Raw genomic sequence first — 25,190 nt, 5'->3', positions numbered from 1 at the left:
TCAGTCAAGAATGCTTTAACTGATACACCGCTATCGCAGGCAAGCCAGCTCCCACAGTTTGATCTTCACAGGTATTGCGCGATCAGCGTGCGCCAGGATCTGCGACCAACCGCCCCGCATCCTTGGTCAGTGCCTGCACAAACTCCTGCTGCAATTCCGGATCATTGCGGGTCAGCTCGATCAGGCTTTGTTCCAGTTCGCTGGCTTCTTCTTCCAGGCCCAGTTCCGACAGGCGCTTGACGCGGTGCACCCATTGGTTCACTTCGTCATCTTCCAGGTCGTCGTAGATCAAGGCATGGGCTTCCAGCAATTTGCCACGCAGGCCGTTGCTGACCGCCAGGGTCGAGTCTGTGTGCACATCGTCCTGACCATCTGCCACGCTGATCTTCAAGGTGGTGACGCGGTTCAGGTCCTGCTCGGCAAACGGGCTGTCCAACAGGTTCAGGCGCAGGATGCCGTTGCGGTCGGTGGTCAGCTCATGGGTCTGCTTGCCGGCAGTGACTTGTACCGGGCGCTCGCTCCACGGCAGGCTCGAATACTCCAGGCGCTTGTCGCGCTGGACTTCATCGATAGCTGCCAGGTTCTGTTGCGCACGGCCATGGGATTGCACGTTCATGAACGGGTTGATGCCGTCCACGCCATAGCTCAGCCAGTCTCGCGTCACACTCGTGGGCAGGTTGCCGAGGGCGAAGATATTCGCCACGTTGGCACCCACGCCCGCGACCAACGCCACGGCACCCAGCGGCATCTCATAGAGTTTGCGCCAGGGCTGGTAGGGCGTGTAGCGATCGTAACGACGGGTGACTTCGAATTCGGTGACCTCGAAGGTCTTCTGCTCATGAATGCGAACCCGGCGTTGCGGCAGCTCCAGCACTTTGGGTTCGCCTACATCGATCTGCAGGCTGTGATCGAGCAATTTACGCTCGACCCGCTCCTCGTGCTCACTGCGTTGCGACATCTGATTGGCGCAGCCGCTGACCAGCAGGGCGCCGCACAAGGCGGCGCCCCCCAGGGCTTTGGTGTTTCGCTTGAACATGACTTCTCTTGATCTGGTTTTCAGCGACGAATACGCGCCTGAAGGAAAGACAGCACGTCAGCCACCGGCAACGGTTGGGCTTGCGCTTCGGTCCGGCTCTTGTATTCCAGATTGCCATCGGCCAGGCCACGGTCACTGACCACGATCCGGTGCGGGATGCCAATCAGTTCCATGTCGGCGAACTTGATGCCCGGGCTGGTTTTCTTGTCCCGGTCATCGAGCAGCACTTCAAAACCGGCAGCGGTCAGTTCAGCGTACAGCTTGTCGGTGGCTTCGCGTACTTGCTCGGTTTCATAGCGCAACGGCACCAGGGCCAACTGGAACGGCGCCAAAGCGTCACTCCAGATGATGCCTTTCTCGTCGTTGTTCTGCTCGATGGCAGCGGCGACCACGCGGGAAACACCAATGCCGTAGCAGCCCATGTCCAGGGTGATCGGCTTGCCGTTCTCGCCCAGCACTTCGCACTTCATCGCCTTGCTGTACTTGTTGCCCAGCTGGAAGATGTGCCCGACTTCGATGCCGCGCTTGATTTCCAGGGTGCCCTTGCCATCCGGGCTTGGGTCACCGGCTACGACGTTGCGCAGGTCGGCCACGGTCGGAACCGGCAGGTCACGCTCCCAGTTCACGCCGAAGTAGTGTTTGTCGTCGATGTTCGCGCCGATACCGAAGTCGCTCATCAGCTCGACGGAACGGTCGATGATGATCGGCAGCGGCATGTTCAGCGGGCCTAGGGAACCGGCACCGGCACCAATGGCGTCGCGCAGTTCGGCATCGGTGGCCATGACCAGCGGGCTGGCTACGCCAGGCTGGTTGGCGGCCTTGATTTCGTTGAGCTCGTGGTCGCCACGGATCACCAGGGCGATCAGCTTGCCTTCTTCTTCAGCGCGCACGATCAGGGTCTTGATGGTCTTTTCAATCGGCAGATTGAATTTCTCCACCAGGGCCGCGATGGTTTTGGTGTCCGGCGTGTCGACCAGGCGCAGCTCCTCGGTGGGAGCAGGGCGCGAGGTTTCACGTGGTATGGCTTCGGCCTTCTCGATGTTCGCCGCGTAGTCGGAACCGTTGCTGAACACAATATCGTCTTCACCGGATTCGGCCAGCACGTGGAATTCGTGGGAGCCGGCACCGCCGATGGAGCCGTTGTCCGCTTCAACCGGGCGGAACTTCAGGCCCAGGCGCGTGAATACATTGCAGTAGGCCTGGTGCATGCGGTCGTAGGTCGCTTGCAGGGAAGCCTGGTCGGCATGGAACGAATAGGCGTCCTTCATGATGAATTCGCGACCACGCATCAAGCCGAAGCGCGGGCGGATTTCATCGCGGAATTTGGTCTGGATCTGATACAGGTTCAGCGGCAACTGTTTATAGCTGCTCAACTCGTTGCGCATCAGGTCGGTGATGACTTCTTCATGGGTCGGGCCGGCGCAGAAATCGCGGCCATGACGGTCCTTGAAGCGCAGCAACTCAGGGCCGTACTCTTCCCAGCGCCCGGATTCCTGCCACAACTCAGCCGGTTGGGTGCTCGGCATCAACACTTCCAGAGAGCCGGCAGCGTTCATTTCTTCGCGAACGATGGCTTCGACCTTGCGCATCACCTTCAAGCCCATGGGCAACCAGGTGTACAGGCCCGAGGCCAGTTTGCGGATCATGCCGGCGCGCAGCATCAGCTGATGGCTGATCACAACCGCGTCGGAAGGCGTTTCTTTCTGTGTGGCGAGCAAATATTGACTGGTACGCATGGTAGGCCGTTGTCGGTTGCTTGGACTTGAAATGACTTGGGATTGTACGGGCGGTTGCTGCTGGAGTACAGGCGTGAGGTGGTGGGGCGTATCTGTCGTAACCGTCGCTTGTGTGGGAGCTGGCTTGCCTGCGATAGCGGCGTTGGGTTCACCATCGCTATCGCAGGCAAGCCAGCTCCCACATTGGCCGAGTCGTATCAGTCTTCCTGTGGTGGATTAAGCCGGGCGCGCCGGTTCTCCTGGAACCAGTGCAATGCAATCAGGAGCAGCGTCGGCACCCCCAGCAAGCAGGTGATCATAAAGAAGTTGTGATAACCGAACTTCTCCACCATCACCCCCGAATACCCGCCGATCAGGCGTGGCAGCAACAGCATGATCGAGCTGAGCAACGCATATTGGGTAGCGGAGAACTTGAGGTTGGTCAGGCTCGACAGGTACGCCACGAACGCCGAGGTGGCCATGCCCGAACTGAAGTTGTCCAGGGAAATGGTGACGATCAGCATCTGCAGGTCGGGGCCCATGTCGGCGAGCATCACGAACAAAAGGTTGGTGCCGGCCGAGGCCACGCCACCGATGAACAGGATCGGCAGGATCCCGAACCGCACAATCAACAGGCCGCCCATTCCGGCGCCGAGCAGGGTCATGATCAGGCCGAAGATCTTGCTCACTCCGGCGATCTGGTCCTTGGTGAAACCCTGGTCGATATAGAACACGTTGGCCATCACGCCCATCACCGTGTCGGACATGCGATACGTGGCAATCAGCCCGAGCAGCAGCAGCGCCTGCCAGCGATAGCGCAGGATAAAGTCGTTGACCGGCGTCAGCACCGGCGCCAGGCCCCGACGGCCCATGGCCGAAAGGCACAGGGTGGTGAGGATGATATAAAGGATGGCACGCAGGAACGCGCGGTCTTCCATCAGCAGTTCCCACAGGCTCACGCCTTGGAACAGCACGCTGGCGAAGTCGGTGTTGTACAGCTGGGTGAACATCGCCGGCACCGAGACCAGCAGCACGATCAGCACAAACACCGACACCAACTGGTGCATGAAACTGTAGCGGCCGGCCTGCAACTGGGTGCGCAGTGGCACATCAGGTTCACGCATGAGGAAGGTGGTGAGCAACGCCGGCACCATCAACACGCCGAACAGCACATAGGTGCCGGTCCAGGCCGAGTGTTTATAGTTGAAGCCGGTGGAGCCAAAGCCTTCGGCAAAGAACAGCGCACCGGCCGTGGCCAGCAGGGCGGCAATGCGGTAGCCGGACATGTAGCTCGCGGCCAGGGCGGCCTGGCGGCTGTCGTCGGCGATTTCCAGGCGGTAGGCATCCACGGCGATATCTTGGGTGGCCGACGCGAAGGCGACGATCACCGCGATGGCGATCAACCAGGACAGGTGTTTTTGCGGGTCACAAAAACCCATGCCGATCAATCCGAGGATCACCAGCGATTGGGCCAGCACCAGCCAGGAGCGACGACGCCCCAGTTTACCGAGCAACGGCAAGCGCCATTGATCGAGCAGCGGCGACCAGACCCATTTAAAGGCGTAGGCCAGGCCGATCAGGCTTGCATAGCCGATGGTCTCGCGAGCCACACCGGCTTCACGCAGCCACACTGAAAGCGTCGAGAACACCAACATGTAAGGCATGCCGGCGGCGAAGCCGAGCAACAACAGCACTAATGTCGAGGGGCTGGCATAGGCGGCGAGCGCGGCGCGCCAGGTTTTACGGGGCATGGGCTGGAGTCTGCCTCAGGTTTGCGGAAACAAAGCGCGCACTCTAACCGCTGTGCTCTACCGGACGCCAGCCACGGCGCTGAATATCAACACGATTGTTCAAGATAGTGACGCCTTCGCTACGCAAACGCGCACGTTGTTCGTCGCCTGAGGCGCTGCCCGCCGGCAGACTTATCCGACCACCGGCGCCCAACACCCGATGCCAAGGTAATCGGGTGTCTTCGGGCAACTGGCTCAGGGTGCGCCCGACCCATCGGGCGGCACGGCCCAGACCCGCCAGGTGAGCCAGCTCGCCGTAGCTCACCACACAGCCTTCGGGCACTTGCGACAAGGTCAGGTACAGCGCGGTACGCCGCATTTCGGCGGGGCTTTGCGGCGTATCGGCAGGTGGCTTCACTATGGGGATATCCGTTGAGATCGTCGCGGTTTTGTCAGAAACGTCTGTAAACATGACGATGAGCATTGAACTCAATATAAATCCTTGAGTCAGTTCTAGCCATGTAACACTATAACGCCCCTATTTTTTGCCACCCCTGAGCCCCGTATCTGCTTATGTTGTCCAGAACCCTGTTGTGCCTTGCTGTTTTCAGTGCTTCCACGCCCTTGCTCGCCGATACCGTCTGGTTGAAAAACGGCGACCGGCTGACCGGCAAGATCAAAGTCTTCGACGGTGGCAAACTGCTGATCCAAACCACCTACGCAGGCTCGATCCCGGTGGATTGGAAGCAGGTCAAGACCCTGGAAAGCGATCAGGAGTTGCTGGTCAAGCAGGACGCCTACAGCGGCGAAAAGGCCAAGTCGTTGCAGGCGTCAGATGACGGCAAGGTGGTGCTGGCCAATGGCGAGGCACCCAAGACGGTCGACCTGGCAAGCATCCAACAGATCATGAAGCCCAAGCCAGTGATCGAAGACCTGGTGTGGAAGGGCAACGTCGACCTGGCGCTGGACTACAAGCGTGCCGACAAAGACACCAACGATTACGACATCGACTTCAAGACCTCGGCCCGTCATGGCCAATGGCGTCATACGGGCAAGGGCGAATACAACCGCGAGTTCCAGGACGACGTTACCACCACCGATAACTGGGCGCTGGAGTACAACCTGGACCGCTTCATCACCGAGCACTGGTTCTGGCAGGGTCGCCTGACCTACAAGCGCGACAAGGTCGAAGACCTGGCCCGTCAGCGCGTTGTCGGTACCGGCCCGGGCTATCAGTTCTGGGACGATGAACTGGGCGCGTTCTCCCTCGGTTCGCTGGTTAACCGCACCGACTACGAATACGCCGACGGCGGCAAGGACAACTTCTATTCCCTGGCCATGAAGTGGAACTACAACCGCTACCTGGTGGGCAAGACCGTCGAGTTCTTTACCAATGGCGAATTGGGCAAACCCCTTGCCGGGCCGTCCGAGTATTCCCTGGATGCGGAAATGGGCCTGCGCTACAAGGTTACCGAGTGGGCCTCGCTCAACTTGAAGGCCGAGCGCAACGAGGTCAGCGGCAGTTCCGAGAGCAGCCTGAGCAAGACTCGCTACACCGCAGGCTTTGGTGTGGCCTGGTAAAAGCTGCGTCGGCCACTCTGGCAACCTGCGCGGATATTGATTACCTTGTTTTGAGATCCATTCCCATATGCCATGGGCGGCGGAACACCCGAGGAGTCATACGTTGAGCGCGCACGTTGCCAAGAACGCCCGAGAGCTGTTGCTCAAGGAATACCGTGGGGCTTTGGCCACACAGTCAAAAGCCATGCCCGGTTTTCCCTTCGGCTCGGTCGTGCCCTACTGCCTCGATGAGCAGGGCCGTCCGCTGATCCTGATCAGCCGCATCGCCCAGCACACCCATAACCTGCAAAAAGACCCCAAGTGCTCATTGCTGGTGGGTGAGCGCGAGGCTGATGATGTGCAGGCCGTGGGGCGTCTGACCTACCTGGCCGAGGCCGAGAAACTGGAAGACGGCGCAGCCATTGAAGCGGCCGCCGAGCGTTACTACCGCTACTTCCCCGATTCGGCCAACTACCACAAGGCCCACGATTTCGATTTCTGGGTGCTCAAGCCGGTGCGCCACCGTTATATCGGTGGGTTTGGCGCGATTCACTGGGTCGACCAGTTGACCCTGGCCAATCCGTTCGCCGGCAAGGCCGAGCGCAGCATGATCGAGCACATGAACAGCGATCACACCAAGGCCATCGCCCATTACGTCGACCTCAGCGGTTTGCCGACTGGCGAGCCTGCGCAGTTGGCCGGCATCGACAGCGAAGGCATGCACCTGCGTATTGGCCCAAGCTTGCATTGGTTGCCTTTCGAGACGCCTTGCAACACACCGACACAAGTACGCGAGGCCCTGGTTTCATTGGCTCACGCCGCGGTGTGGCCGAAAAAAACCACTGCCGACGCTTGAATTCACACAATGGCGACGTCATCTAAGGTGAACTGGCAAGGCATTCTTGCGTTGAGGAACCATTTGATGCGCCCTTTTTTATTGCTCTTTCTGCTGTTCCCGGTGTTGGAGCTGTTCGTATTCGTCAAAGTCAGCGGTGCGATCGGGTTTTTCCCGGCGCTGCTGCTGATCATCGCAGGCTCCATGCTCGGCGTCCTGGTGCTGCGCGTGGCCGGCCTGGCCACGGCGTTGCGTGCCCGTGAAAGCCTGAACCGCGGCGAACTGCCGGCCCAGACCATGCTTGAGGGCCTGATGATGGCCCTGGCCGGTGGCCTGCTGATCCTGCCGGGCTTTATCAGCGACGTGCTCGGCCTGGTCCTGCTGCTGCCGTTTACCCGCAAACTGCTGGCCGGCAAGATGCGCCAGCGCGCCGAAGAAGCGGCCATGCGCCAACGCGCGTTTGCCGACGACCTGCAACCCCGTGGCGGCCCGGCCCCGCGTCAACCGCTGGGGCGTGAAGGCGACGTGATCGAAGGCGAGTTCGAACACCGCGACAACAAATAACTGCTTCACTGGCACGGCACCTTCGGGTGCCGTGTTGCATTGGCCCGGGGAGCGATCTGAGAAAAAATTTCCTCCCGGCCCCCTTGTAATAAGCGTATGCGCCCTTATGTAACGGTCACCGCAAGGTTTCTGGTGGTGACATCAGACAGACTTCCGCGTCTCGCCCAGCGAGCCGCGACCGGCACCGCCGGAATTTAACCCGCCGGAATTGATACCGGCCGATGAAAAACACAATTAGGAGAGATCGACAATGAAGCTTCGTCCTCTGCACGACCGCGTCGTAATCCGTCGCAGCGAAGAAGAAAAGAAAACCGCTGGCGGGATCGTTCTGCCAGGTTCGGCTGCTGAAAAAGCCAACCACGGTGTGATCGTCGCTGCTGGCCCAGGCAAGACCCTGGAGAACGGTGATGTACGCGCACTGGCCGTGAAAGTGGGTGACAAGGTTGTTTTCGGCCCTTACTCCGGTAGCAACACTGTGAAAGTAGACGGCGAAGACCTGCTGGTCATGGCTGAGAACGAAATTCTCGCCGTACTGGAAGACTGATTTCCTCGCTCATTTTCCCGTTACTACAAAGTATTTAAGGAATATCGATCATGGCTGCTAAAGAAGTTAAATTCGGCGACTCCGCCCGCAAGAAAATGCTCACCGGTGTCAACGTCCTGGCTGACGCAGTAAAAGCGACCCTGGGCCCGAAAGGCCGTAACGTGATCATCGAGAAGAGCTTCGGCGCTCCGACCATCACCAAGGACGGCGTTTCCGTCGCCAAAGAAATCGAACTGGAAGACCGTTTCGAGAACATGGGCGCGCAGCTGGTCAAAGACGTTGCCTCCCGTGCCAACGACGACGCAGGCGACGGCACCACCACCGCTACCGTACTGGCTCAGGCGATCGTCAACGAGGGCTACAAGGCCGTCGCTGCCGGCATGAACCCTATGGACCTCAAGCGTGGCATCGACAAGGCGACCATCGCCATCGTTGCCGAGCTGAAAAACCTGTCCAAGCCATGCGCCGACACCAAGGCCATCGCTCAGGTCGGCACCATCTCCGCCAACTCCGACAGCTCCATCGGTGACATCATTGCCGAAGCCATGGAAAAAGTCGGTAAAGAAGGCGTGATCACCGTTGAAGAAGGCTCGGGCCTGGAAAACGAACTGTCGGTTGTAGAAGGCATGCAGTTCGACCGTGGCTACCTGTCTCCGTACTTCGTCAACAAGCCAGAGACCATGGTTGCCGAGCTGGACAACCCGCTGATCCTGCTGGTTGACAAGAAGATCTCCAACATTCGCGAAATGCTGCCAGTACTGGAAGCCGTTGCCAAAGCCGGCCGCCCATTGCTGATCGTTTCCGAAGACGTTGAAGGCGAAGCCCTGGCGACCCTGGTTGTGAACAACATGCGTGGCATCGTCAAGGTTGCAGCCGTCAAGGCTCCAGGCTTCGGCGACCGTCGCAAGGCCATGCTGCAGGACATCGCCGTATTGACTGGCGGTACCGTTATCTCCGAAGAGATCGGCCTGAGCCTGGAAAGCGCCACCCTGGAAAACCTGGGCAGCGCCAAGCGCGTGACCATCTCCAAGGAAAACACCATCATCGTTGACGGTGCTGGCGTTGAAGGCGACATCGAGTCCCGTATCGCGCAGATCCGTGCCCAGGTTGCCGAAACCTCCTCGGACTACGACCGTGAAAAACTGCAAGAGCGTCTGGCCAAGCTGTCCGGCGGCGTTGCAGTGATCAAGGTTGGCGCTGGCTCCGAAGTTGAAATGAAAGAGAAGAAGGCCCGCGTTGAAGACGCCCTGCACGCAACCCGTGCAGCCGTTGAAGAAGGCGTGGTACCTGGCGGTGGCGTTGCGCTGATCCGTGCTCTGGAAGCCCTGACCAACCTGACCGGCGACAATGCCGACCAGAACGTTGGTATCGCTGTGCTGCGTCGTGCCGTTGAAGCACCGCTGCGCCAGATCGCTGCCAACTCCGGCGACGAGCCAAGCGTTGTGGTCAACGAAGTCAAGAACGGCAAAGGTAACTACGGTTACAACGCTGCGACTGGCGTCTATGGCGACATGATCGAAATGGGCATCCTGGACCCTACCAAGGTGACCCGTTCCGCGCTGCAAGCGGCAGCCTCCATCGGTGGCCTGATCCTGACTACCGAAGCTGCCATCGCTGACAAGCCGAAGGCTGAAGGCGCAGCTGGCGGCGGTATGCCAGATATGGGCGGCATGGGTGGCATGGGCGGCATGATGTAAGCCAGCCTTACCCGGCGCTATAAAAAGCCCCGCCTGCAGTGATGCAGGCGGGGCTTTTTTGTGAGCGGTTGTATCTCTCAACTTCGATATGACACTGGACCTGTGGCGAGGGAGCTTGCTCCCGCTGGCGGCCTGACAGCCGACGCCTATCTACCTGACACGCCGCGATCCAAATGTGGGAGGGGGCTTGCTCCCGATGGCGGCCTGCCAGCCGACACAGTTATACCGAGTACATATCCATTCCTGCGGTAACGGCCACTTAGGGTTCCGCCCTGACGGCGGCTCACTTTGCAAAAGCGGCAAAGTAAGCAAAACGCTCTTGCCCCACCACTCGGCACCTCGCCTAGGCTCGGTGTGCCCGTAATCCGACAGCGATTTGGGGGGCCGCCGCCACGCGCCATCCATGGCGCGGGGCGGCTAAACCGGCATCCCTGCCGGTTTACCCCCCAAATCCCTGTCGAATTCCGGCCAGCGTGGTTTAACGGGGCGCCTGAGATCAAAAGCAGATCAAAAGCGACTCGCTTCGCATCGTGGTTACTGTTGGCGACTGTAAAGTTGTGTTGATACCCATGCCAATCGCAGGCAAGCCAGCTCTCACATTTGATCTTCGTTGCGTTGAGCATTGCATTCGCTTAACTGATCGGCATTACGGCTTGCCGTGAAGGCCGGTACAGCAACAGGCAATACAAACCCAGGCAAATCAGCCAGCAAAAAATCGCTGTCCACACGTTGTGGGAAAAAAAGTGTGCCCCTTGCAGCATACGGCTGACGGAGAAGACGCTGCCCAGGCTGACGGCAAAAATGAACGCGTTGCGCGCCAGCCGTGGTCGCCGATCCCTCAGCGCGAAGAACCAGGCGAACAAGGCAAAACCGGTAGCTGCATGTCCGCCAGGCCAACAGCGGCCAGGTTTATCGGTAGGCGGGCGCGGGCTGAGCAGTTCGCTGTAGGTTTCCTGGCCGCCGAATTCCTTGAGGCTCCAGGGGCATTGCACGGCGGTGATGGTTTTCAGTGGCGACACGAACGCCGTCGCCATTCCCAGCGACAGCACCAGGCACACCAGTTCGCGGCGGTACGGCTTGAGTCGTTGCAGAATGAAACTGCCGACCAGCCCCAGAATCGCCAGTACCGAAAACAGAATCACCAGTTGCTTGGCCCGATCATGCAGGATGTCTTCAAGGAAGAAGCTATAGCGGCCGATGAAGCCGCCAGCCTCCGCGCTGTAGAAGCGCCTGGCCAGGTCCATGTCCAATGAGGTCAGTTCCAGCAACAGCAAGACCACTGCGGCGCCGGCAGGCAGGCCCAGGCACAGCCAGAAATTGAGCGGTTTGGAAACCGGTAAAGAAGAGGAGGATTTCATCACGAACCTTGGTGAGAAAGCCCCGTGCTCACCTGCACGGGGCTTTTTGATTAGCGTTTGCTTAAGACTGGAGCTTCTTCCTTGGGCGCTTTCCAGCTCAGCAGTTGCTGTTTGTAGTCGTAGCTGGCGGCCTGATAATAGGTAATTGCCCGCTGGATCAATGGGTCATCGCTACCGACGCGCAACTCCTGGCTTTCTCCAAGAGCCTGGTCATGGCGACGCAGGCCTTGGCGCGGGCTGAGGATTGCCAGGTCCTTGCCGTCAAACAAGCCCAGATGCTGGTAGTTGCCCACCACGACCCGCGGTGGCAGCGGGTTGTCTTGCAACAGATTACGGCCGAAGAACGTCGACTCGTAGCTGAGGTTGATCAGGCCCAGCAAGGTCGGCGCAAGGTCGATCTGGCTGGCCAGTTGCGCGGACTCCCGTGCGTCGATCAGCTTGGGCGCATAGATAAACAACGGGATCTGGTAGTTGGTGATCGGCAGGTCTTCCTTGCCTGCGCTGCCGGCCGTGTGGTCGGCGACGAACACAAAAATGGTGTTGTCGAACCAGGGTTTCTGGCGTGCAGCTTCAAGGAACTGGTTGATGGCGTAGTCGGTGTATTTCACTGCACCATCGCGACCCTTGCCGGATTTGATATCGATGCGCCCATCCGGGTAGGTATAGGGGCGATGGTTGGAAGTCGTCATCAGTTGCAGTAAGAACGGCTGTTGCTTGGCGTAGTCGGCGTCGGCCAGTTTAAGCGTCTGTTTGAACAGGTCTTCGTCGGCCATGCCCCAGGCATTTTTGAACGAGATTTCTGACTCGGGCACGCTGCTTTGGTCCACGACCCGATACCCGTTGCCGCTGAAAAACGCGTTCATATTGTCGAAGTAACCGCGACCGCCGTAGACAAACACGCTGTCGTAACCGATGGCCGTGAGTTGTTGGCCGAGGCTCGCGAACCCGCTTTCACGACCGATGCGCTTGACGATCGAGCGGCCTGGCGTGGGTGGGATCGCCAGGGTAATGGCTTCCAGGCCCCGGTCGGTTCGTGTGCCGGTGGCATAGAAGTTATTGAAGTACAGGCTTTGTTTGCGCAACGCATCCAGGTTGGGCGTGAGGTTGCGTTGATCGCCGTTGCTGCCCATGTACTTGGCGCTGAAGCTTTCGATGGTGACCAGCACGATGTTGGGCTTGCGCAGTGTCCCCGGGTTGGTGATGGCGCGGCGAATATCCAGCGGGTCCGGGTCGATAAAGCGCGCATTGGGCTCGCTGAGTTCGGCGCGCAGTTGCCGGGCGACCACGTCAGTGGGCAGGCTCTGATAGAACTGGGTGTAGTCCAATTCGTTATTGCGGAACGCAGCGAAGAATTGATAAGGGCCGTTGCTGGCCAGTTCGTTCTTGTAAGCGTTACCGCCCTGGGCACGCGGGCTGTCCTGGCTGATCAGTTGCAGGCTGAGGCCGGCGACCACCAACAGGCCCAGGGCATTGACCAAACGGCCACGCAGTGCCGGCAACGGTGCCGCCATGGCGGCATTGAAGGGTTTACGCAGGGCCAGGCTCATGAGGATCGCCAGCATTGCCAGCAGGCTCAGCAGCTTGCCGATCGGGTAAGACTCCAGCAGGTTGTTCAGCACCTCATCGGAATACACCAGATAGTCGACCGCAATAAAGTTGAAGCGCACCCCAAACTCATCCCAGAACAGCCATTCGGCCACCGAGGTGAACAGCATGGCGAACAGGCTGATCGTCAGCAGCGCCTGCAAAAACCAGCGGTGGCCGCGGCGGCGCCACAGTGCGGGTGGGCAGAGCAGCAAATACAAGCCCAGCGGCAAGGCCGCATAGGCGAGGAAGCCCAGGTCGTAGACCAGACCCACGCCAAACACCGGCAGCAAGTTGCCGCCCACTTCATTCAGGTGAGTCACGAGCAACACGCTGCGAGTAAGCAGGAAAACCAATAACCAGGCAGCGGTTATCAACAGCAAATAGCGCATTGGCGCTGTTTTGAGAAAGCCCATGTCCAGGTTCCTTAGATCGATGGGCGCGATCTTCACCCTGACACTGTGGTCTGTTTGTGAAGCTATAGTGAAAAACTCGTTTGTCCCTGTAATCAGTTGAAAACCCTCATCAGTGGGCCTTTCAGCTCTATCCCTGAGCCCCGCTTGGCCTTAAGCTGCGCGAGCCAACACGGCTGTTACCGCGTACGGAGACACTGCCCATGCGAATTTTATTGGTTGAAGACAACCGCGATATTCTGGCCAACCTGGCCGATTACCTGGGGCTCAAAGGCTACACAGTGGACTGTGCGCAGGACGGCTTGTCGGGCCTGCACCTTGCGGCCACCGAGCATTACGACCTGATCGTGCTCGATATCATGCTGCCTGGCATCGATGGCTACACCCTGTGCAAACGCCTGCGCGAAGACGCACGGCGCGATACGCCGGTGATCATGCTCACCGCACGCGATCAACTGGATGACCGCCTGCAAGGCTTCAAGTCCGGGGCTGATGATTACCTGCTCAAGCCATTTGCCTTGTCGGAACTGGCCGCGCGGATCGAGGCGGTGTTGCGGCGTGCCCAGGGTGGTGGCCGCCGCGCCCTGCAGGTGGGTGACCTGAGCTACGATCTCGATACCTTGGAAGTCACCCGCGAAGGGCGCCTGCTCAAGCTCAACCCCGTCGGCCTGAAACTGCTGGCAGTGCTGATGCAGAAGAGCCCGCACGTGCTACGCCGGGAAATTCTCGAAGAAGCCCTGTGGGGCGATGACTGCCCGGACAGCGACAGCCTGCGCAGCCACGTTCACCAATTGCGCCAGGTGATCGATAAGCCCTTTGCCAAGCCGTTGCTGCAAACGGTGCACGGGGTGGGTTATCGCTTGGCCGAGGGACGTGATGGAGTTTAGACAAAGCCTTGCCCAACGGATCATCATCGCCTTTGCCTTGATGAGTGCGTTGGTGGCGGGGGCCTTCGCCATGGGGATCGTTGCGACGGTGCACCTGGTGGAAGAGAAGCTGATCTCGGCGGGCCTGGGCGGTGACCTGCAACGCCTGCTGTTGATGGACAGCATGGAAGACTGGCGACATCGGCCGGAGCCGGACCAGCTGTTTTACTTCAGCGGCGGGCAAGGCGATTTCGAGTTGCCCAAGGATCTTCGGCATCTGGACCCGGGCTTCCACGAAGTATTTCGCGAGTCTCTGTCGTACCACGCCATGGTCGAGGTGATCGACGGTCGGCGTTATGTGCTGTTGCAGGATCAAAGCGATTTTGAAGAGCGCGAGCGCGTGCTGTTTGCCGTGGTGCTGGTGGGGTTCGTGCTCAGCCTGGCGCTGGCGGTGTTCCTCGGCTGGGTGCTGGCCCGCAAGGTGATGGCGCCGGTAGTGCGCCTGGCTCGCCAGGTGCGGCATCGTGACCAGTTATTAGGGCTGGCGCCGCCCTTGGCACCGGATTATGCAGCCGATGAAGTGGGCGAGCTGGCGGTGGCGTTCGATGCCACGCTGGGTCGCCTGCGGCAGGCGTTGTCCCGTGAGCAGTTGTTTACCAGCGATGTAAGCCATGAGTTGCGCACGCCCTTGATGGTGTTGGCCAGCTCCTGTGAGCTGCTGCTGGAAAACCCCGCCATCGATCAACGCGGCCGTAATCAGGTCCAGCGAATCGCGCGGGCCTGTGAGGAAATGCGTGAACTGGTGCAGACCTTCCTGATGCTGGCCCGCGCCAAGCACGATGATGCTGTCATGTCGGCTCAGGTCAACCTGACGCAGGTCGCCGAAGATTTGCTTGGGATCTGGCGTGGGCCCATCGAGCAAAAAGGCCTTGAGTTGATCTACTGCCCTGGCAATCCTCTGGATACTCGCTACAACACTACGTTCCTGCACGCAGTGATGGGTAACCTGTTACGCAATGCACTGCATTACACCGAGCAAGGGTTTATCCGCCTCACGCTGGAGCCGAGTGGTTTTGTGGTGGAGGACTCTGGCGTGGGCATTCCTGAAGACAAGCGCGAAGCGATGTTCGAGCCTTTTGTGCGCGGCAGCGAGAACCGTGGCGAGGGGCTGGGGCTCGGCCTGTCGCTGGTGCAACGGATCTGCGAGAGCCAGGGCTGGAGCGTGAGCCTGACGACGATGGAGCCCAATGGCTGCCGTTTTCATGTGGAGCTGAGCCAGGTCAAAAGCTGACCGTTCAGTCTGTCGTTTTGCGGATGCAGACTGCCTGCTTTTCAGCGAAGATGGCCCGATGCTACTGAATGTTTCTGTAAAGTCTTGAAATGTATGCAGTTGGACAGGACAAGATTTTCACAATGAGTTGACCTGTTGATTACGTTTAACTGCTTAAGGTTGCAGGCATCAGTTACCGGAGACGTACGATGCCTTCCCCAATCAAGTTGGAATTTTCCGAAAAGTACGACGATCAACACGCGCAACAATATTTACTCAAACATCAGGACAATCTGGCTCGCCGGTTGTCCCACAAACGCGACGAGCAACTGGCGCGTGGTGCACTGGCCATGGCCGGTGAGCCGGGCCTGGTGCTGGACCTGCCTTGTGGCGCTGGACGTTTCTGGCCGTTGCTGGCCGAAAAACCCAACCGTGTGATTATCGGGGCTGACAATTCGGCGTCGATGTTGAAGATCGCCACCACCGCGCAACCGGCGGAGGTGGTGAAACGGGTACGCCCTTTGCAGACATCTGCCTTTGATATCGATTTGCCAGATAACTCCGTCGACAGTATTTTCTGCATGCGCTTGATGCACCACATCGGTGAAGCGGAGCACAGGCTGACAATACTGCGTGAGTTTCAGCGAGTTACCCGTGACAGCGTGATTATTTCGCTGTGGGTGGACGGCAATTTCAAGGCCTGGAAGCGCAAGCGCAGCGAAGTGCGTCGTCGCAAAAGAGGTGAGCAGGAAGGTTACCAAAACCGGTTTGTGTTACCGGCTGCTACTGTCGAGGCAGAATTCGAGCAGGCCGGTTTCCGTGTTCAGGAGTCCCTGGACTTCATACCGCTCTACGCCATGTGGCGAGTGTATGTATTGCGCAAGAGGTAACAGATGGCAGTTGAGTGCGTAGCAGGCAGTCATGTAGCTCCCGAGGAGCGGTTTGATTATTTCTGGCGCCAGAAGGGTGAGTGGGTCGAAGAACCCAATCGCCGGCGTGGCGGTGAAAGTGGTGTGCAGCGAGTGGTCAGCCCTAATGGGCGTTTGCTGTATTGCAAGCGTCAGATCGGGCACATCTACCGCAGTTGGTTGCATCCATTCGGGCGTCCGACCGTGCTGCGTGAGCGTGATGCCTTGAAGGGCCTGCGTTTGCTGGATGTGCGCGTGCCGGAGTTGGTGTTTTGCGAGGCGCGACGCGACCCGGAGCATCAATGGAAAGCCCTGTTGGTGACCGCGTCATTGGACGGTTTCGACGAGATCGAAAACTGGTACGCCGCCGGTGGCCGTGAGCAGTACGGCGAGGCGGTCCACGAGCGTTTGCTCCAGGAGCTGGCCGGCACCCTGGCCCGTATGCACAAGGGTCGCTGGCAGCACGGTTGTTTGTATATCAAGCACATTTTCGTGCGGGTAACCGGTGAGCCTGATGCGGCGATTGTGGAAGTGGCCCTGCTGGACTTTGAAAAATGTCGCCAGCGTTTGACCGCTTATCGGGCCGCGTCCCATGACATGCTGCAATTGCGCCGCCATTCGTCGTGGAACGATACCGACTGGAAAAAACTCAGCTACTTTTACGAGACGGCGTTTGGCAGCGCTATCAAGGGTTTAACCAGATGAAGCTAGAAATAGCACGAGGTTTGTTTTTGGTCGGGGCGTTGGGCATTTCAGCCCTTGCCCTGGCAGCGTGGGAACAACCTCGCACACAAGTGCTCAGTGCGGTAGACGGTGGCGGGCAATGCCTGCTGCCGCGGATTGCAAAGGCAAGTGTGGCGGCCAGGCCTGATCATGATTTGCTGCTATTCATGTTCGGGATGTCTCAAGCAATGAGGCCGCAAAGTTGAAACGAGTAAAACTCCTGGAAAGGGCCTTGCGATGCGAGGCCCTTTTTTTACGCCTGACGCTTTAACGGTAGGAGCAAGCTCGCTCCTGCAGAGGGGCAATTTTCAGATCAGGTGCAGGTGGTTATCCCAAAACCCCGCCGGTAATTCCAATGGCTTGGCCATCAGTCGTTCCTGACGACAATCATAGAAGCGGCAACGTCCCTGTCCCGACGTAACCACAAACCCGTCCGCCACTGCACCCACACCGGCGCAGTCGGGCAACGGCCCATCCAGGCGCAGCTCGGCGCTGTCCATATCCCAGATGAAGAAACGATTGCCACGCGGCGCCGTGAGCGCTACCAGGCGCAATTCGCTGTGCACCGCCACGCTGGCGGTGTAGTGCCCCATCGCTTGCAGTTGCTCATCGGCTACCGGGAACGCCATAAAAGGCTGGCCCGGGCGCTTGATTGCGAGCAACTCGGAACGCTCCTGGGACGGCCCCATGAACTGCTGCCCGGTGAGGATGGTGCCATCGCTGGCGATCCCCATATGGCGCACGCTGTTCATTTGCTGCCCCAACGTTTCCTTGCTGATCAAGGTGCCATCGCGCTGCATCAGCACCAGGCTCGGTTCCATGGCGTTGAGGTTCATCTCCACGCGGCTTTCGGCTTCGGTGCGAATGCCGCCGTTGGCCACCACCAGGGTTTCGCCGTCGGGCATCCAGGAGACCTGGTGCGGGCCGATACCGTGGGTGGAAATCTCACCGCTATGTACCAACCGCTCGCCTTCGAACTTATACACCCCCAACAACCCACGACCGGGATCGGAGGTGTCGTTCTCGGTGGCGTACAGCCAGTCGCCGCTCTTGTGGATCACCGCATGGCCGTAAAAGTGCCGGTTGGCCTTTGAGGTGATGGTTTGCAGCAGCGTGCCATCGCGCAGGTCGATCAGGTAGCTCTCGGTGCCCGGACGACGGGCGACGAACAACGCAATTGGCAGTGTGGGGTGGTTGATGATGTCGTGACAGCGCTGGCCGACCTGGGTGGCAAAGACGGGCTTGCCGTCCAGGCGATAGCCGACAGCGTAGTGCTTGCCGTCGGCATCATCGCGTGCCGAGAGCAGCAGCGGCCCCTTGTCTTTGCCTTTGAACAGCGTCCAGCCGCCCAACGTGAGGGCGCTGAGCAGCACGCTACCCAGCGCCAAAGCCTGTCGCCTGAGCATCATCAGTCACCGTCGTTGGCGTTGAAGCCCAGTTGGACGCCCAATGCTTTGGCCAGCTCGCCCTCGTGAAGGCGATGGACCACATTGAGGCTGTCGTAGATATCGTTGAGTTGCTGGCGCCCGGCGTCATCGTTCAACAGTTCGTTGAGGGAGCGCTGGTTGCTGGCGAACAGTTTCAGGGACGCAGCATAGGCGGCATCGATCTTCTCGGCCAACGGCTTCTGATCGCTCGGCAGCAGGCCGCGCAGGCCTTTGTTGTCGACACCGACCCATACGGTCTGGGCGGCGGCGAGGCTGGCCTCCAGGCTTTGCAGGGAGGACTGGCTGCGCCATGCATCGGCCTGGAAGGGTTGCGGGATGCCCTTGGTCTGGCGGCCCATCGGCGTGCCGAGTTTTTTCTTCAGGGTGTCCAGTGCGGTTACTTGCACGCGCAGCAGATCGGCAATGGCTTCGTGGGAATCAGCGTAGCGCTGGTTCGGAAACTTGGTCATCTGCGCGAGCATACCGTCGGTGCTGTTCCAACTGGCGAGGATTTCTTCAGCCAGGGCTTTCTGACGCTCGCCGATGGCCATCAGCAGCGGGCAGTAGCGGGCTTTCTGGGTTTCGTCGGCAACGTCGGGCTTGGCGTCGTAGAGGATGTATTCGTAGGCCGACAGGCCCTGCACCACCACGCTCGATTTGGCCAGGGCGGCCGCATCGATCTGCGGCTGGGCGCTGACCAGTTGCTCGACCTGGCGACCTACCAGGTTCTTCTTGTCCGGCCAGAACTGCACCTGCCAGGCGCGGTTGCCTTCGGCCAGTGGGCCGATCAGCAACGGTTGCAACTCGGCCCAGGCTTTTTGGGCGTGCAGGAAGTCGGCGCGGGCAGTGTCCAGGCTTTCCTTGCCCTGGCAGTAGGCCAGGGCGCTTACGGCCAACTGGCGGTCGGCTTCAACCCAGCGGCTGTAGGTCGGCAGGATCACCTGCTTGGCGATAGCCGCCGAGGTCACCGCTTGCGGGTCCTGGGGCGAGCACGCGCCCAGGGCAAGGGCGGCGAGGCTGGTGAACAACAACTTGGGACGAAACATGTCGAGCTCCCTTCTGTGAGTGGGGCGAAGCTTATAAAGAATTCAGGAACGCCAGCAACGCGGCCCGCTGTTCGGCGTTAAATGACAACACATGTTGCTGCGCCGCTTGTGCTTGCCCGCCGTGCCACAGCACGGCCTCAAGCAGGTTGCGGGCGCGGCCGTCATGCAAGAACTGGGTGTGACCACTGACGGTTTGCGTCAGGCCAATGCCCCACAGCGGCGGGGTGCGCCACTCACGGCCAGTGGCGTTGAATTCGGTACGGTTGTCGGCCAGGCCTTCGCCCATATCGTGCAACAACAGGTCGCTGTAGGGGCGTATCACCTGATTGGCCAGCTCGGGTTCGGCGGCGTTGGCGGCCGTGGTGAATGTCGGCTTGTGACAGCCCTGGCAACCGGCCTCGTAGAACAGGTTCTTGCCGGCCAACACTTGAGGCGTGTTGACGTCTCGGCGCGCAGGCACCGCGAGGTTGCGGGTGTAAAACAGCACCAGGCGCAGGATGTTGTCGCTGACTTCCGGCTCGCCGTCAGGGCCATTGCCGTTTGGAGCCTGCTTGCACGCCACTTGGGCGTCGGTGCAGTCATCAAAGGGTCTCAGGGAGGTCGTGAGACCCATATCACCCGAAAACGCGTGAACATTTTGTTGGTTGAGGTTGGGTTGCCCGGCTTTCCAGCCAAAACGCCCAAGTACGGTTTTATGCTGGGCGTCATCCCAGACCCAATTGGCGCGGCCGACGATTGCGTCTTTGTCGGCGGTCTTGGGGTCGGTGTTGCGCAGGATATCGGCGTCGCTGATTGCTTCGAGCAGGCCCAGGCCGATCATCGGCGGCGCGATGCGCGCCGAGAAGCGTGTGTCGGGGTGCATCGGGCCGTAGCCGAGCTGGGTAATTTTCAGGTCGGGTTTGCGCAGTTCGAGGACGGTGCCGTCCTTGAAGCTGACCTGGACAGGGCTGTAGTCGACCCGCACCTTGCCTTCCGGAACGACGCCCGGCACGGACATGTCTTGCAACTGCCCGCCATACACCGGCTCGGGCACCACGCCGAGCTGTTCGATCAGCTTGGCGTAGGGGGGCTGCTCTGTAATGGAGAGAGGAATTGAGAGGCGTACCAGCATCGACACGGCATTGGGCGCATCAGGCAGTGGCGGGTGGCCACGGCCGTCCTTGATATGGCAGTTCTGGCAGGCGTTGGTATTGAACAGCGGGCCCAGGCCATCCCGTGCCGTGGTGGTGGCCGGCGCGATCACCCAGGGGTTGCGAAAGAAGCTGTTACCGACGCTGAAATCCAGGCGACGGCTGGGTGCCAGGTTGGCCGAGGGCAGGGAAAAGGCGTTCTGGTCGCGCTTGTTTACCGTTGTCGCGCCACCGGATCGCGATTCACCCGGCTCGGCCTTGGTGAAGCGAGGGGCGTCGTCGCAAGCAGTCAGGCATAGAGCCAGCAACGCTGCAGACAGGTAGGAAAGCGAACGGAACATCGAGATTCCTGGACGAGGGGGCAAAATCTGGTCGCAAAGTCTAACAGGGCCGGGCGGTTTGAATAAGAGCAATTATCGTTTGGTGGCATCGCGATTCTTTCCCGCTAGAATGACCACACATTTTTTTTGGAGGTGGCCAATGCAGGCTCTCGACGCTTTGCTCAACCGTGTTTCCGTGCCGCGTTTACTCGACCCGGCACCGACCCAGGAGCAGCGCGACCTGTTGTTCGCTGCCGCCATGCGGGCGCCCGATCACGGTCAATTGCGCCCTTGGCGTTTCCTCACCGTAGAAGGCGCAGCCCGTGAGCAAATGGGCACGCTGTTGGCTGAAGCCGCCCGGCTGCAGGACGCCGACGCACCGCAAGCCGTCATCGACAAGGCGCAGAACGGCCCGCTGCGTGCGCCGTTGGTAGTTGTGGTGATTGCGCGTTTGCAGGAGCACTTCAAAGTGCCCAAGTCCGAGCAATTGCTGGCGGCGGCCTGTGCGGCCCACGGCATCCTGCTGGCGGCGTATGCCCAGGGGATTGGTGCGGTGTGGCGGACCGGGGAGTTGTCCTATTCGGCCCATGTGGCCAAAGGCTTGGGGCTGACGGCGGGTGAAGAAGTGATTGGCTTTCTTTACCTGGGCACGCCGCAGAACCCGCCGCGTACGGCGCCGAAGGAAGACCTGACGCCGTTTGTCCAGGCCTGGAGCGGACGCTAAGCGGTGTGCGGTCAAAATGTGGGAGGGGGCTTGACAGCTAACTAGGATGTTGGGGGGGGCGAGTACATATCCATTGCTGCTGTAACGGCCACTTAGGGTTCCGCTCTTACAGCGGCTCACTTTTGGAAGGACCGGAATGCCGGCCCAGCCAAAAGTAAGCAAAAGGTCCTCGCCCCACCACTCGGCACCTCGCCTAGGCTCGGTGTGCCCGAACGAAGGCTTGAATCCGTGGGCCGCCGCAATGGGCCATCCCTGGCCCAGTGCGGCTAACCCGGCGTCCTGCCGGGTTACCCACGGATTCAAGCCTGCGTTCGGCCAGCGTGGTTTAACGGGGCGCTTGAGATCAAAAGCAAGATCAAGAGCGGCTCGCTTCGCATCGTAGATACGCTGGCGGTGCTTCTGCTTTTCTGTAGGAGCGAGCTTGCTCGCGAAAAACCTGAGGGCGCCGCGCTCATTCTGATTTCCCCCGTCATCGTTAACGACCTTCGCGAGCACGCCCGCTCCCACAGGGGTACGCGCACGCTTCAACGATCAGGTCGGCTATAAGGCCGCCTCGCTGTGCTTTTGATCTTGATCTTAGGCGCCCCGTTAAACCACGCTGGCCGGAATTCGACATGGATTTGGGGGGTAAACCGGCAGGGATGCCGGTTTAGCCGCCCCGCGCCATGGATGGCGCGTGGCGGCGGCCCCCCAAATCAATGTCGGATTACGGGCACACCGAGCCTAAGCGAGGTGCCGAGTGGTGGGGCAAGAGCGCTTTGGTTACTTTCGCGCTTTTCGAAAGTGACCCGCTGTAAGAGCGGAACCTATAGTGGCCGTTACCTAAATAACGGATATGTACTCGGCCCAACCACCCAACCACCCAACCACCCAACCACCCAACCACCCAACCACCCGGTCACATCGTCAACGTGGGGCTGTCGCGCAGCCCCCTCCCACATTGGACCTGTGGTGTGAATTACACCCTGAACTGATCCATCAACTTCATCTGCTGGCTGGCCAGGGCATTGAGCTGGCTGCTGATCGCCGCCGACTCGGTAGCCTGGCCGGTGAGGGTTTCGGTCACGGTGCGAATCGCCGAGACGTTGCGGTTGACCTCTTCGGCCACCGCGCTCTGCTCTTCGGCGGCGCTGGCGATTTGCAGGTTCATGTCGCTGATCACGGTGACCGCGTCACTGATCTTGCCCAGGGCCTGCACCGCCTGGTGGATCTGCCCGGCATTGCTCTGGGCCTGTTGCTGGCTGGAGTGCATGGTCGCTACCACGCCTCGGGTGCCGCTCTGGATACGCTCGATCACCACGCGGATTTCCTCGACCGAATCCTGGGTGCGTTTGGCCAGGTTGCGTACTTCGTCGGCCACTACCGCAAACCCGCGCCCGCTTTCGCCGGCGCGTGCTGCTTCGATCGCGGCGTTCAATGCCAGCAGGTTGGTCTGTTCGGCAATGCTGCGGATCACTTCCAGGACTGAACCGATTTGCTCGCTGTTGACTGCCAGGGCTTCAACTTCGGTCACGGCCTTGCTGACTTCCTCGGCAAGGGTGGTGATGTCGCGGGTGCTCTGCTCGATGATCGACATGCCTTCGCGGGCCGACTGATCGGCGCCGCGTGCCGCGCTGGCGGCATTGGAGGCGCTGTTGGCGACGTCGTGGGCGGTGGCGCTCATTTCATTCGACGCGGTGGCGACCTGGTCGATTTCACGGAACTGCACCTGCATACCTTCGCTGGTCTGGCGTGCAATGGCCGAGGATTGATCCGCCGTACCTCGGGCTTCGGTGATGCTTTGTTTGATCTGGGCGATGGTCGGTTGCAGCTTGTCGAGGAAGCGGTTGAACCAATTCACCAGCTCGCCCAGTTCGTCTTTCTTGGTGTAGGCCAGGCGTTGGGTGAGGTCGCCGTCGCCGCTGGCAATGTCCTTGAGCATGGCCGCCACGCTGTTGATCGGACGGGTCACGCCGGTGGCGGTCAGCCAGATCAGCAACAAGCCCAGCAAGCCGGCGGCGGCTGCCACCAGCAAGGCTTTGAGGGTGCCGGTAGCCTGGGCTTCGTCGAGCACGGCTTGTAGCTTTTCGTTATCAGCCAGCATCACGCTTTTAGGCAGTTTGATCACCACACCCCAGGATTTGGCGTCGGCAATCGGCTTGACCGGGTACACGGCGCGAATCGTGTCGTCCTGTTCGCGGATCATGGGCCGATCATTGCCCAGCAGTTGCACGATCTCCTTGCCTTCGGCGCCGAGGGTGTCGACCAGGTTCTTGCCGACCCTGGCCGGTTCGCCGCTGTAGGCTGCAATCAGGCCGGTGCTGGACAGGATTTCCAGGTGAGCAGCACCGTTGAACACGTCCTTTTGTGCCGCATCGGTGGTGGCTTGCAGGGCGGTGAGGGCGATGTCGACACCCACAACGCCGATGACTTTGCCGTCGACGATCAGGGGCAGGGAAATGGTGGTCATCAGCACAGGTTTGCCGGCCACCGTGTCTTCATACGGGTCCAGCAGGCAGGTGCTGCGGGTGTCCCGTGGGCAGGTATACCAAATGTTGTAAGGCGTACCGCTGAGGTTGAGGGTGGTCTTGGTCAGGTCATCCTCGACCATGATGGTGTTCAGGCTTTCGCCGCCGGCACGGCTCCAGTAGCTGGAAAAGCGACCTTTTTCGTTGGAGACGCGAGCCTTGTCGTCAACGAATTCACTGTCCTTGCCATCCAGGCCGTTGGGCTCGAACGACAGCCAGATGCCCAGCACCTTGGTGTTGCGCTCGAACGCGGTTTTCACGCTCTGGTTGATTTCTTCGCGCAGGGCGCCGGCTTCAATGGAGCGCTTGGTCCCCAACTGACGCAGGTCCTTGATCTGGTCGGCGAGGGCGGTAACCGCCAGCAGGTTTTCACCGAAGGTCTTTTGTAACTGTACGGCCTGTTCAGCGGCCTTGGCTTGCAGCAGCTGTTCCACGCTGGCGGTGAGCATTCGTGAGCTTGAATCACTGACCAACCGATCGTTCTGGTTGGTGTTGTAGATATTGATGCCGACCACCAGTGCGATCACTCCCAGCAGGCAGAGGCCGGACAGCAGCACGATTTTCAAGCGGATAGAAAGGGTGTCGAACATAGGTTCACTCACGAATGGACTTGTGGGTATGCACGCAGCAGAGCCAAGTCCATTCGGCGCCGTTCCTGAAACATCGGCGTCACAAATCAATTCATGAGTAATAGGCGATGAGCGGTAGGAAAATGCCTACGCCGGGCGTTATACGGGCCGTGCGAGCTGCTCGGGGCGGGACCAGATCCACAGGTTGCCCAGGCTCATCCCGGCGATTGCCAGGTACACCGGCCAGCCATGATCAAGCATCACCAGCATCAGCAGGGCACACAGCAACATGCTTACGGTGGCGCTGACCTTGGCCCGGCGTGCAATGATCTTGCCGTTGCGCCAGTTGAACAGGATCGGCCCGAACAGGCGGTGGTTTTCCAGCCAGGCGCTTAAGCGCGGTGAGCTTTTGGTGGCGGCCCAGGCGGCCAGCAGGATGAATTCGGTGGTCGGCAAACCCGGTATGACAATCGCGACCAAACCGATCCCCAGGCTGACGTAGGCCAGCAGGCCATAGAGAAGTTGGGCGATCTTTGAGGAGGATTGGGTTTTGCCGGTCATGCTGCAATTTTCTGGTGGGAGGGTTTACACATGATCTGCCATGAAATGCACTCAAATGTGGGAGCTGGCTTGCCTGCTCCCACATTGAACCGATGTCTACCGG

Annotated in this window: 22 protein-coding genes and 1 pseudogene; 11 read left to right on the top strand and 12 right to left on the bottom strand. The window is 59.9% G+C overall.

All coding sequences use genetic code 11. The features are described from left to right. Positions 1 to 82: 82 nt before the first annotated feature. The 4 genes from J1G33_RS07670 to J1G33_RS07655 form a co-directional block, all read right to left on the bottom strand. Positions 83 to 1,036 (bottom strand): hypothetical protein, encoded by a 954-nt coding sequence (locus tag J1G33_RS07670; protein ID WP_032879651.1) that lies wholly within the window; start codon positions 1,034 to 1,036, stop codon positions 83 to 85. A gap of 20 nt (positions 1,037 to 1,056) precedes the next feature. Beyond that, on the bottom strand, positions 1,057 to 2,772 hold the full coding sequence (locus J1G33_RS07665) for a proline--tRNA ligase (RefSeq protein ID WP_223017888.1): 1,716 nt from the start codon (positions 2,770 to 2,772) through the stop codon (positions 1,057 to 1,059). A 197-nt stretch (positions 2,773 to 2,969) separates the two neighbouring features. Beyond that, the gene (locus tag J1G33_RS07660; RefSeq protein ID WP_005791052.1) at positions 2,970 to 4,502 is read right to left on the bottom strand and encodes an AmpG family muropeptide MFS transporter; all 1,533 of its coding nucleotides are present in this window, start codon (positions 4,500 to 4,502) and stop codon (positions 2,970 to 2,972) included. 43 nt (positions 4,503 to 4,545) lie between these two features. Continuing rightward, the gene (locus J1G33_RS07655) at positions 4,546 to 4,899 is read right to left on the bottom strand and encodes an MGMT family protein (protein ID WP_223017887.1); all 354 of its coding nucleotides are present in this window, start codon (positions 4,897 to 4,899) and stop codon (positions 4,546 to 4,548) included. Between the two features lie 155 nt (positions 4,900 to 5,054). On the opposite strand from J1G33_RS07655, the gene J1G33_RS07650 reads away from it, so the two are divergent. From J1G33_RS07650 to groL, 5 genes are all read left to right on the top strand, one after another. Beyond that, a complete protein-coding gene (locus J1G33_RS07650) occupies positions 5,055 to 6,062 on the top strand; it encodes a DUF481 domain-containing protein (RefSeq protein WP_032879652.1) in 1,008 nt (335 codons plus the stop codon). A gap of 103 nt (positions 6,063 to 6,165) precedes the next feature. Next, complete coding sequence (locus J1G33_RS07645; protein ID WP_223017886.1) at positions 6,166 to 6,897, top strand: HugZ family protein; 732 nt, start codon at positions 6,166 to 6,168, stop codon at positions 6,895 to 6,897. 66 nt (positions 6,898 to 6,963) lie between these two features. Then, the gene (locus J1G33_RS07640; protein ID WP_047711694.1) at positions 6,964 to 7,440 is read left to right on the top strand and encodes an FxsA family protein; all 477 of its coding nucleotides are present in this window, start codon (positions 6,964 to 6,966) and stop codon (positions 7,438 to 7,440) included. A 250-nt stretch (positions 7,441 to 7,690) separates the two neighbouring features. Further along, on the top strand, positions 7,691 to 7,984 hold the full coding sequence (locus J1G33_RS07635; protein WP_003193940.1) for a co-chaperone GroES: 294 nt from the start codon (positions 7,691 to 7,693) through the stop codon (positions 7,982 to 7,984). Between the two features lie 50 nt (positions 7,985 to 8,034). Further along, on the top strand, positions 8,035 to 9,681 hold the full coding sequence (groL, locus tag J1G33_RS07630) for a chaperonin GroEL (RefSeq protein WP_005791041.1): 1,647 nt from the start codon (positions 8,035 to 8,037) through the stop codon (positions 9,679 to 9,681). Positions 9,682 to 10,313: 632 nt separating this feature from the next. Here groL and J1G33_RS07625 read toward each other — a convergent pair. Beyond that, positions 10,314 to 11,039, bottom strand: a complete 726-nt coding sequence (locus tag J1G33_RS07625) for a phosphatase PAP2 family protein (RefSeq protein ID WP_032879655.1) — start codon at positions 11,037 to 11,039, stop codon at positions 10,314 to 10,316. A gap of 50 nt (positions 11,040 to 11,089) precedes the next feature. Next, on the bottom strand, positions 11,090 to 13,039 hold the full coding sequence (locus tag J1G33_RS07620) for an LTA synthase family protein (protein WP_223017885.1): 1,950 nt from the start codon (positions 13,037 to 13,039) through the stop codon (positions 11,090 to 11,092). Positions 13,040 to 13,239: 200 nt separating this feature from the next. On the opposite strand from J1G33_RS07620, the gene colR reads away from it, so the two are divergent. The 5 genes from colR to J1G33_RS07595 all read left to right on the top strand — a co-directional run bounded on the left by colR (position 13,240) and on the right by J1G33_RS07595 (position 17,009). Further along, positions 13,240 to 13,923: a two-component system response regulator ColR gene (colR, locus tag J1G33_RS07615; RefSeq protein WP_003175870.1), complete on the top strand. Its 684-nt coding sequence runs from the start codon at positions 13,240 to 13,242 to the stop codon at positions 13,921 to 13,923. Beyond that, positions 13,913 to 15,193, top strand: coding sequence for a HAMP domain-containing sensor histidine kinase (locus J1G33_RS07610; RefSeq protein WP_005791031.1), 1,281 nt, complete (start codon positions 13,913 to 13,915; stop codon positions 15,191 to 15,193). The genes colR and J1G33_RS07610 overlap by 11 nt, the downstream gene beginning before the upstream one ends. A gap of 188 nt (positions 15,194 to 15,381) precedes the next feature. Further along, positions 15,382 to 16,062, top strand: coding sequence for a class I SAM-dependent methyltransferase (locus J1G33_RS07605; RefSeq protein ID WP_005791029.1), 681 nt, complete (start codon positions 15,382 to 15,384; stop codon positions 16,060 to 16,062). Positions 16,063 to 16,065: 3 nt separating this feature from the next. After that, positions 16,066 to 16,785, top strand: coding sequence for a lipopolysaccharide kinase InaA family protein (locus J1G33_RS07600; RefSeq protein WP_223017884.1), 720 nt, complete (start codon positions 16,066 to 16,068; stop codon positions 16,783 to 16,785). Continuing rightward, the gene (locus J1G33_RS07595) at positions 16,782 to 17,009 is read left to right on the top strand and encodes a hypothetical protein (RefSeq protein WP_005791025.1); all 228 of its coding nucleotides are present in this window, start codon (positions 16,782 to 16,784) and stop codon (positions 17,007 to 17,009) included. The genes J1G33_RS07600 and J1G33_RS07595 overlap by 4 nt, the downstream gene beginning before the upstream one ends. Positions 17,010 to 17,111: 102 nt before the next feature. On the opposite strand, the gene J1G33_RS07590 is transcribed toward J1G33_RS07595, so the two are convergent. The 3 genes from J1G33_RS07590 to J1G33_RS07580 are packed head-to-tail and all read right to left on the bottom strand — an operon-like array spanning position 17,112 to position 20,747. Next, positions 17,112 to 18,209: a DUF1513 domain-containing protein gene (locus tag J1G33_RS07590; RefSeq protein WP_223017939.1), complete on the bottom strand. Its 1,098-nt coding sequence runs from the start codon at positions 18,207 to 18,209 to the stop codon at positions 17,112 to 17,114. 2 nt (positions 18,210 to 18,211) lie between these two features. Further along, the gene (locus tag J1G33_RS07585) at positions 18,212 to 19,276 is read right to left on the bottom strand and encodes an imelysin family protein (RefSeq protein WP_005791021.1); all 1,065 of its coding nucleotides are present in this window, start codon (positions 19,274 to 19,276) and stop codon (positions 18,212 to 18,214) included. Positions 19,277 to 19,307: 31 nt separating this feature from the next. Beyond that, on the bottom strand, positions 19,308 to 20,747 hold the full coding sequence (locus J1G33_RS07580; protein WP_223017883.1) for a di-heme oxidoredictase family protein: 1,440 nt from the start codon (positions 20,745 to 20,747) through the stop codon (positions 19,308 to 19,310). A gap of 139 nt (positions 20,748 to 20,886) precedes the next feature. Here J1G33_RS07580 and J1G33_RS07575 point away from each other — a divergent pair, with 139 nt between their 5' ends. After that, positions 20,887 to 21,450 (top strand): NAD(P)H nitroreductase, encoded by a 564-nt coding sequence (locus J1G33_RS07575; RefSeq protein ID WP_032879659.1) that lies wholly within the window; start codon positions 20,887 to 20,889, stop codon positions 21,448 to 21,450. A 408-nt stretch (positions 21,451 to 21,858) separates the two neighbouring features. Here the strand turns inward: J1G33_RS07575 and J1G33_RS28075 are convergent. The 3 genes and pseudogenes from J1G33_RS28075 to J1G33_RS07565 all read right to left on the bottom strand — a co-directional run. Beyond that, positions 21,859 to 21,978: pseudogene (locus tag J1G33_RS28075) on the bottom strand (outer membrane lipoprotein carrier protein LolA); the annotation flags it as partial. A 430-nt stretch (positions 21,979 to 22,408) separates the two neighbouring features. Beyond that, positions 22,409 to 24,547: a methyl-accepting chemotaxis protein gene (locus J1G33_RS07570; protein WP_223017882.1), complete on the bottom strand. Its 2,139-nt coding sequence runs from the start codon at positions 24,545 to 24,547 to the stop codon at positions 22,409 to 22,411. Positions 24,548 to 24,685: 138 nt separating this feature from the next. Then, positions 24,686 to 25,087, bottom strand: coding sequence for a YbaN family protein (locus tag J1G33_RS07565; protein ID WP_032879662.1), 402 nt, complete (start codon positions 25,085 to 25,087; stop codon positions 24,686 to 24,688). Positions 25,088 to 25,190: the final 103 nt, after the last annotated feature.

The sequence above is a fragment of the Pseudomonas sp. P867 genome (genome assembly GCF_019891455.1).
Taxonomy (GTDB): domain Bacteria; phylum Pseudomonadota; class Gammaproteobacteria; order Pseudomonadales; family Pseudomonadaceae; genus Aquipseudomonas; species Aquipseudomonas synxantha_A.
The sequence above is the reverse complement of the archived record's forward strand: the minus strand, read 5'-3'. Positions and strand labels throughout refer to the sequence as shown.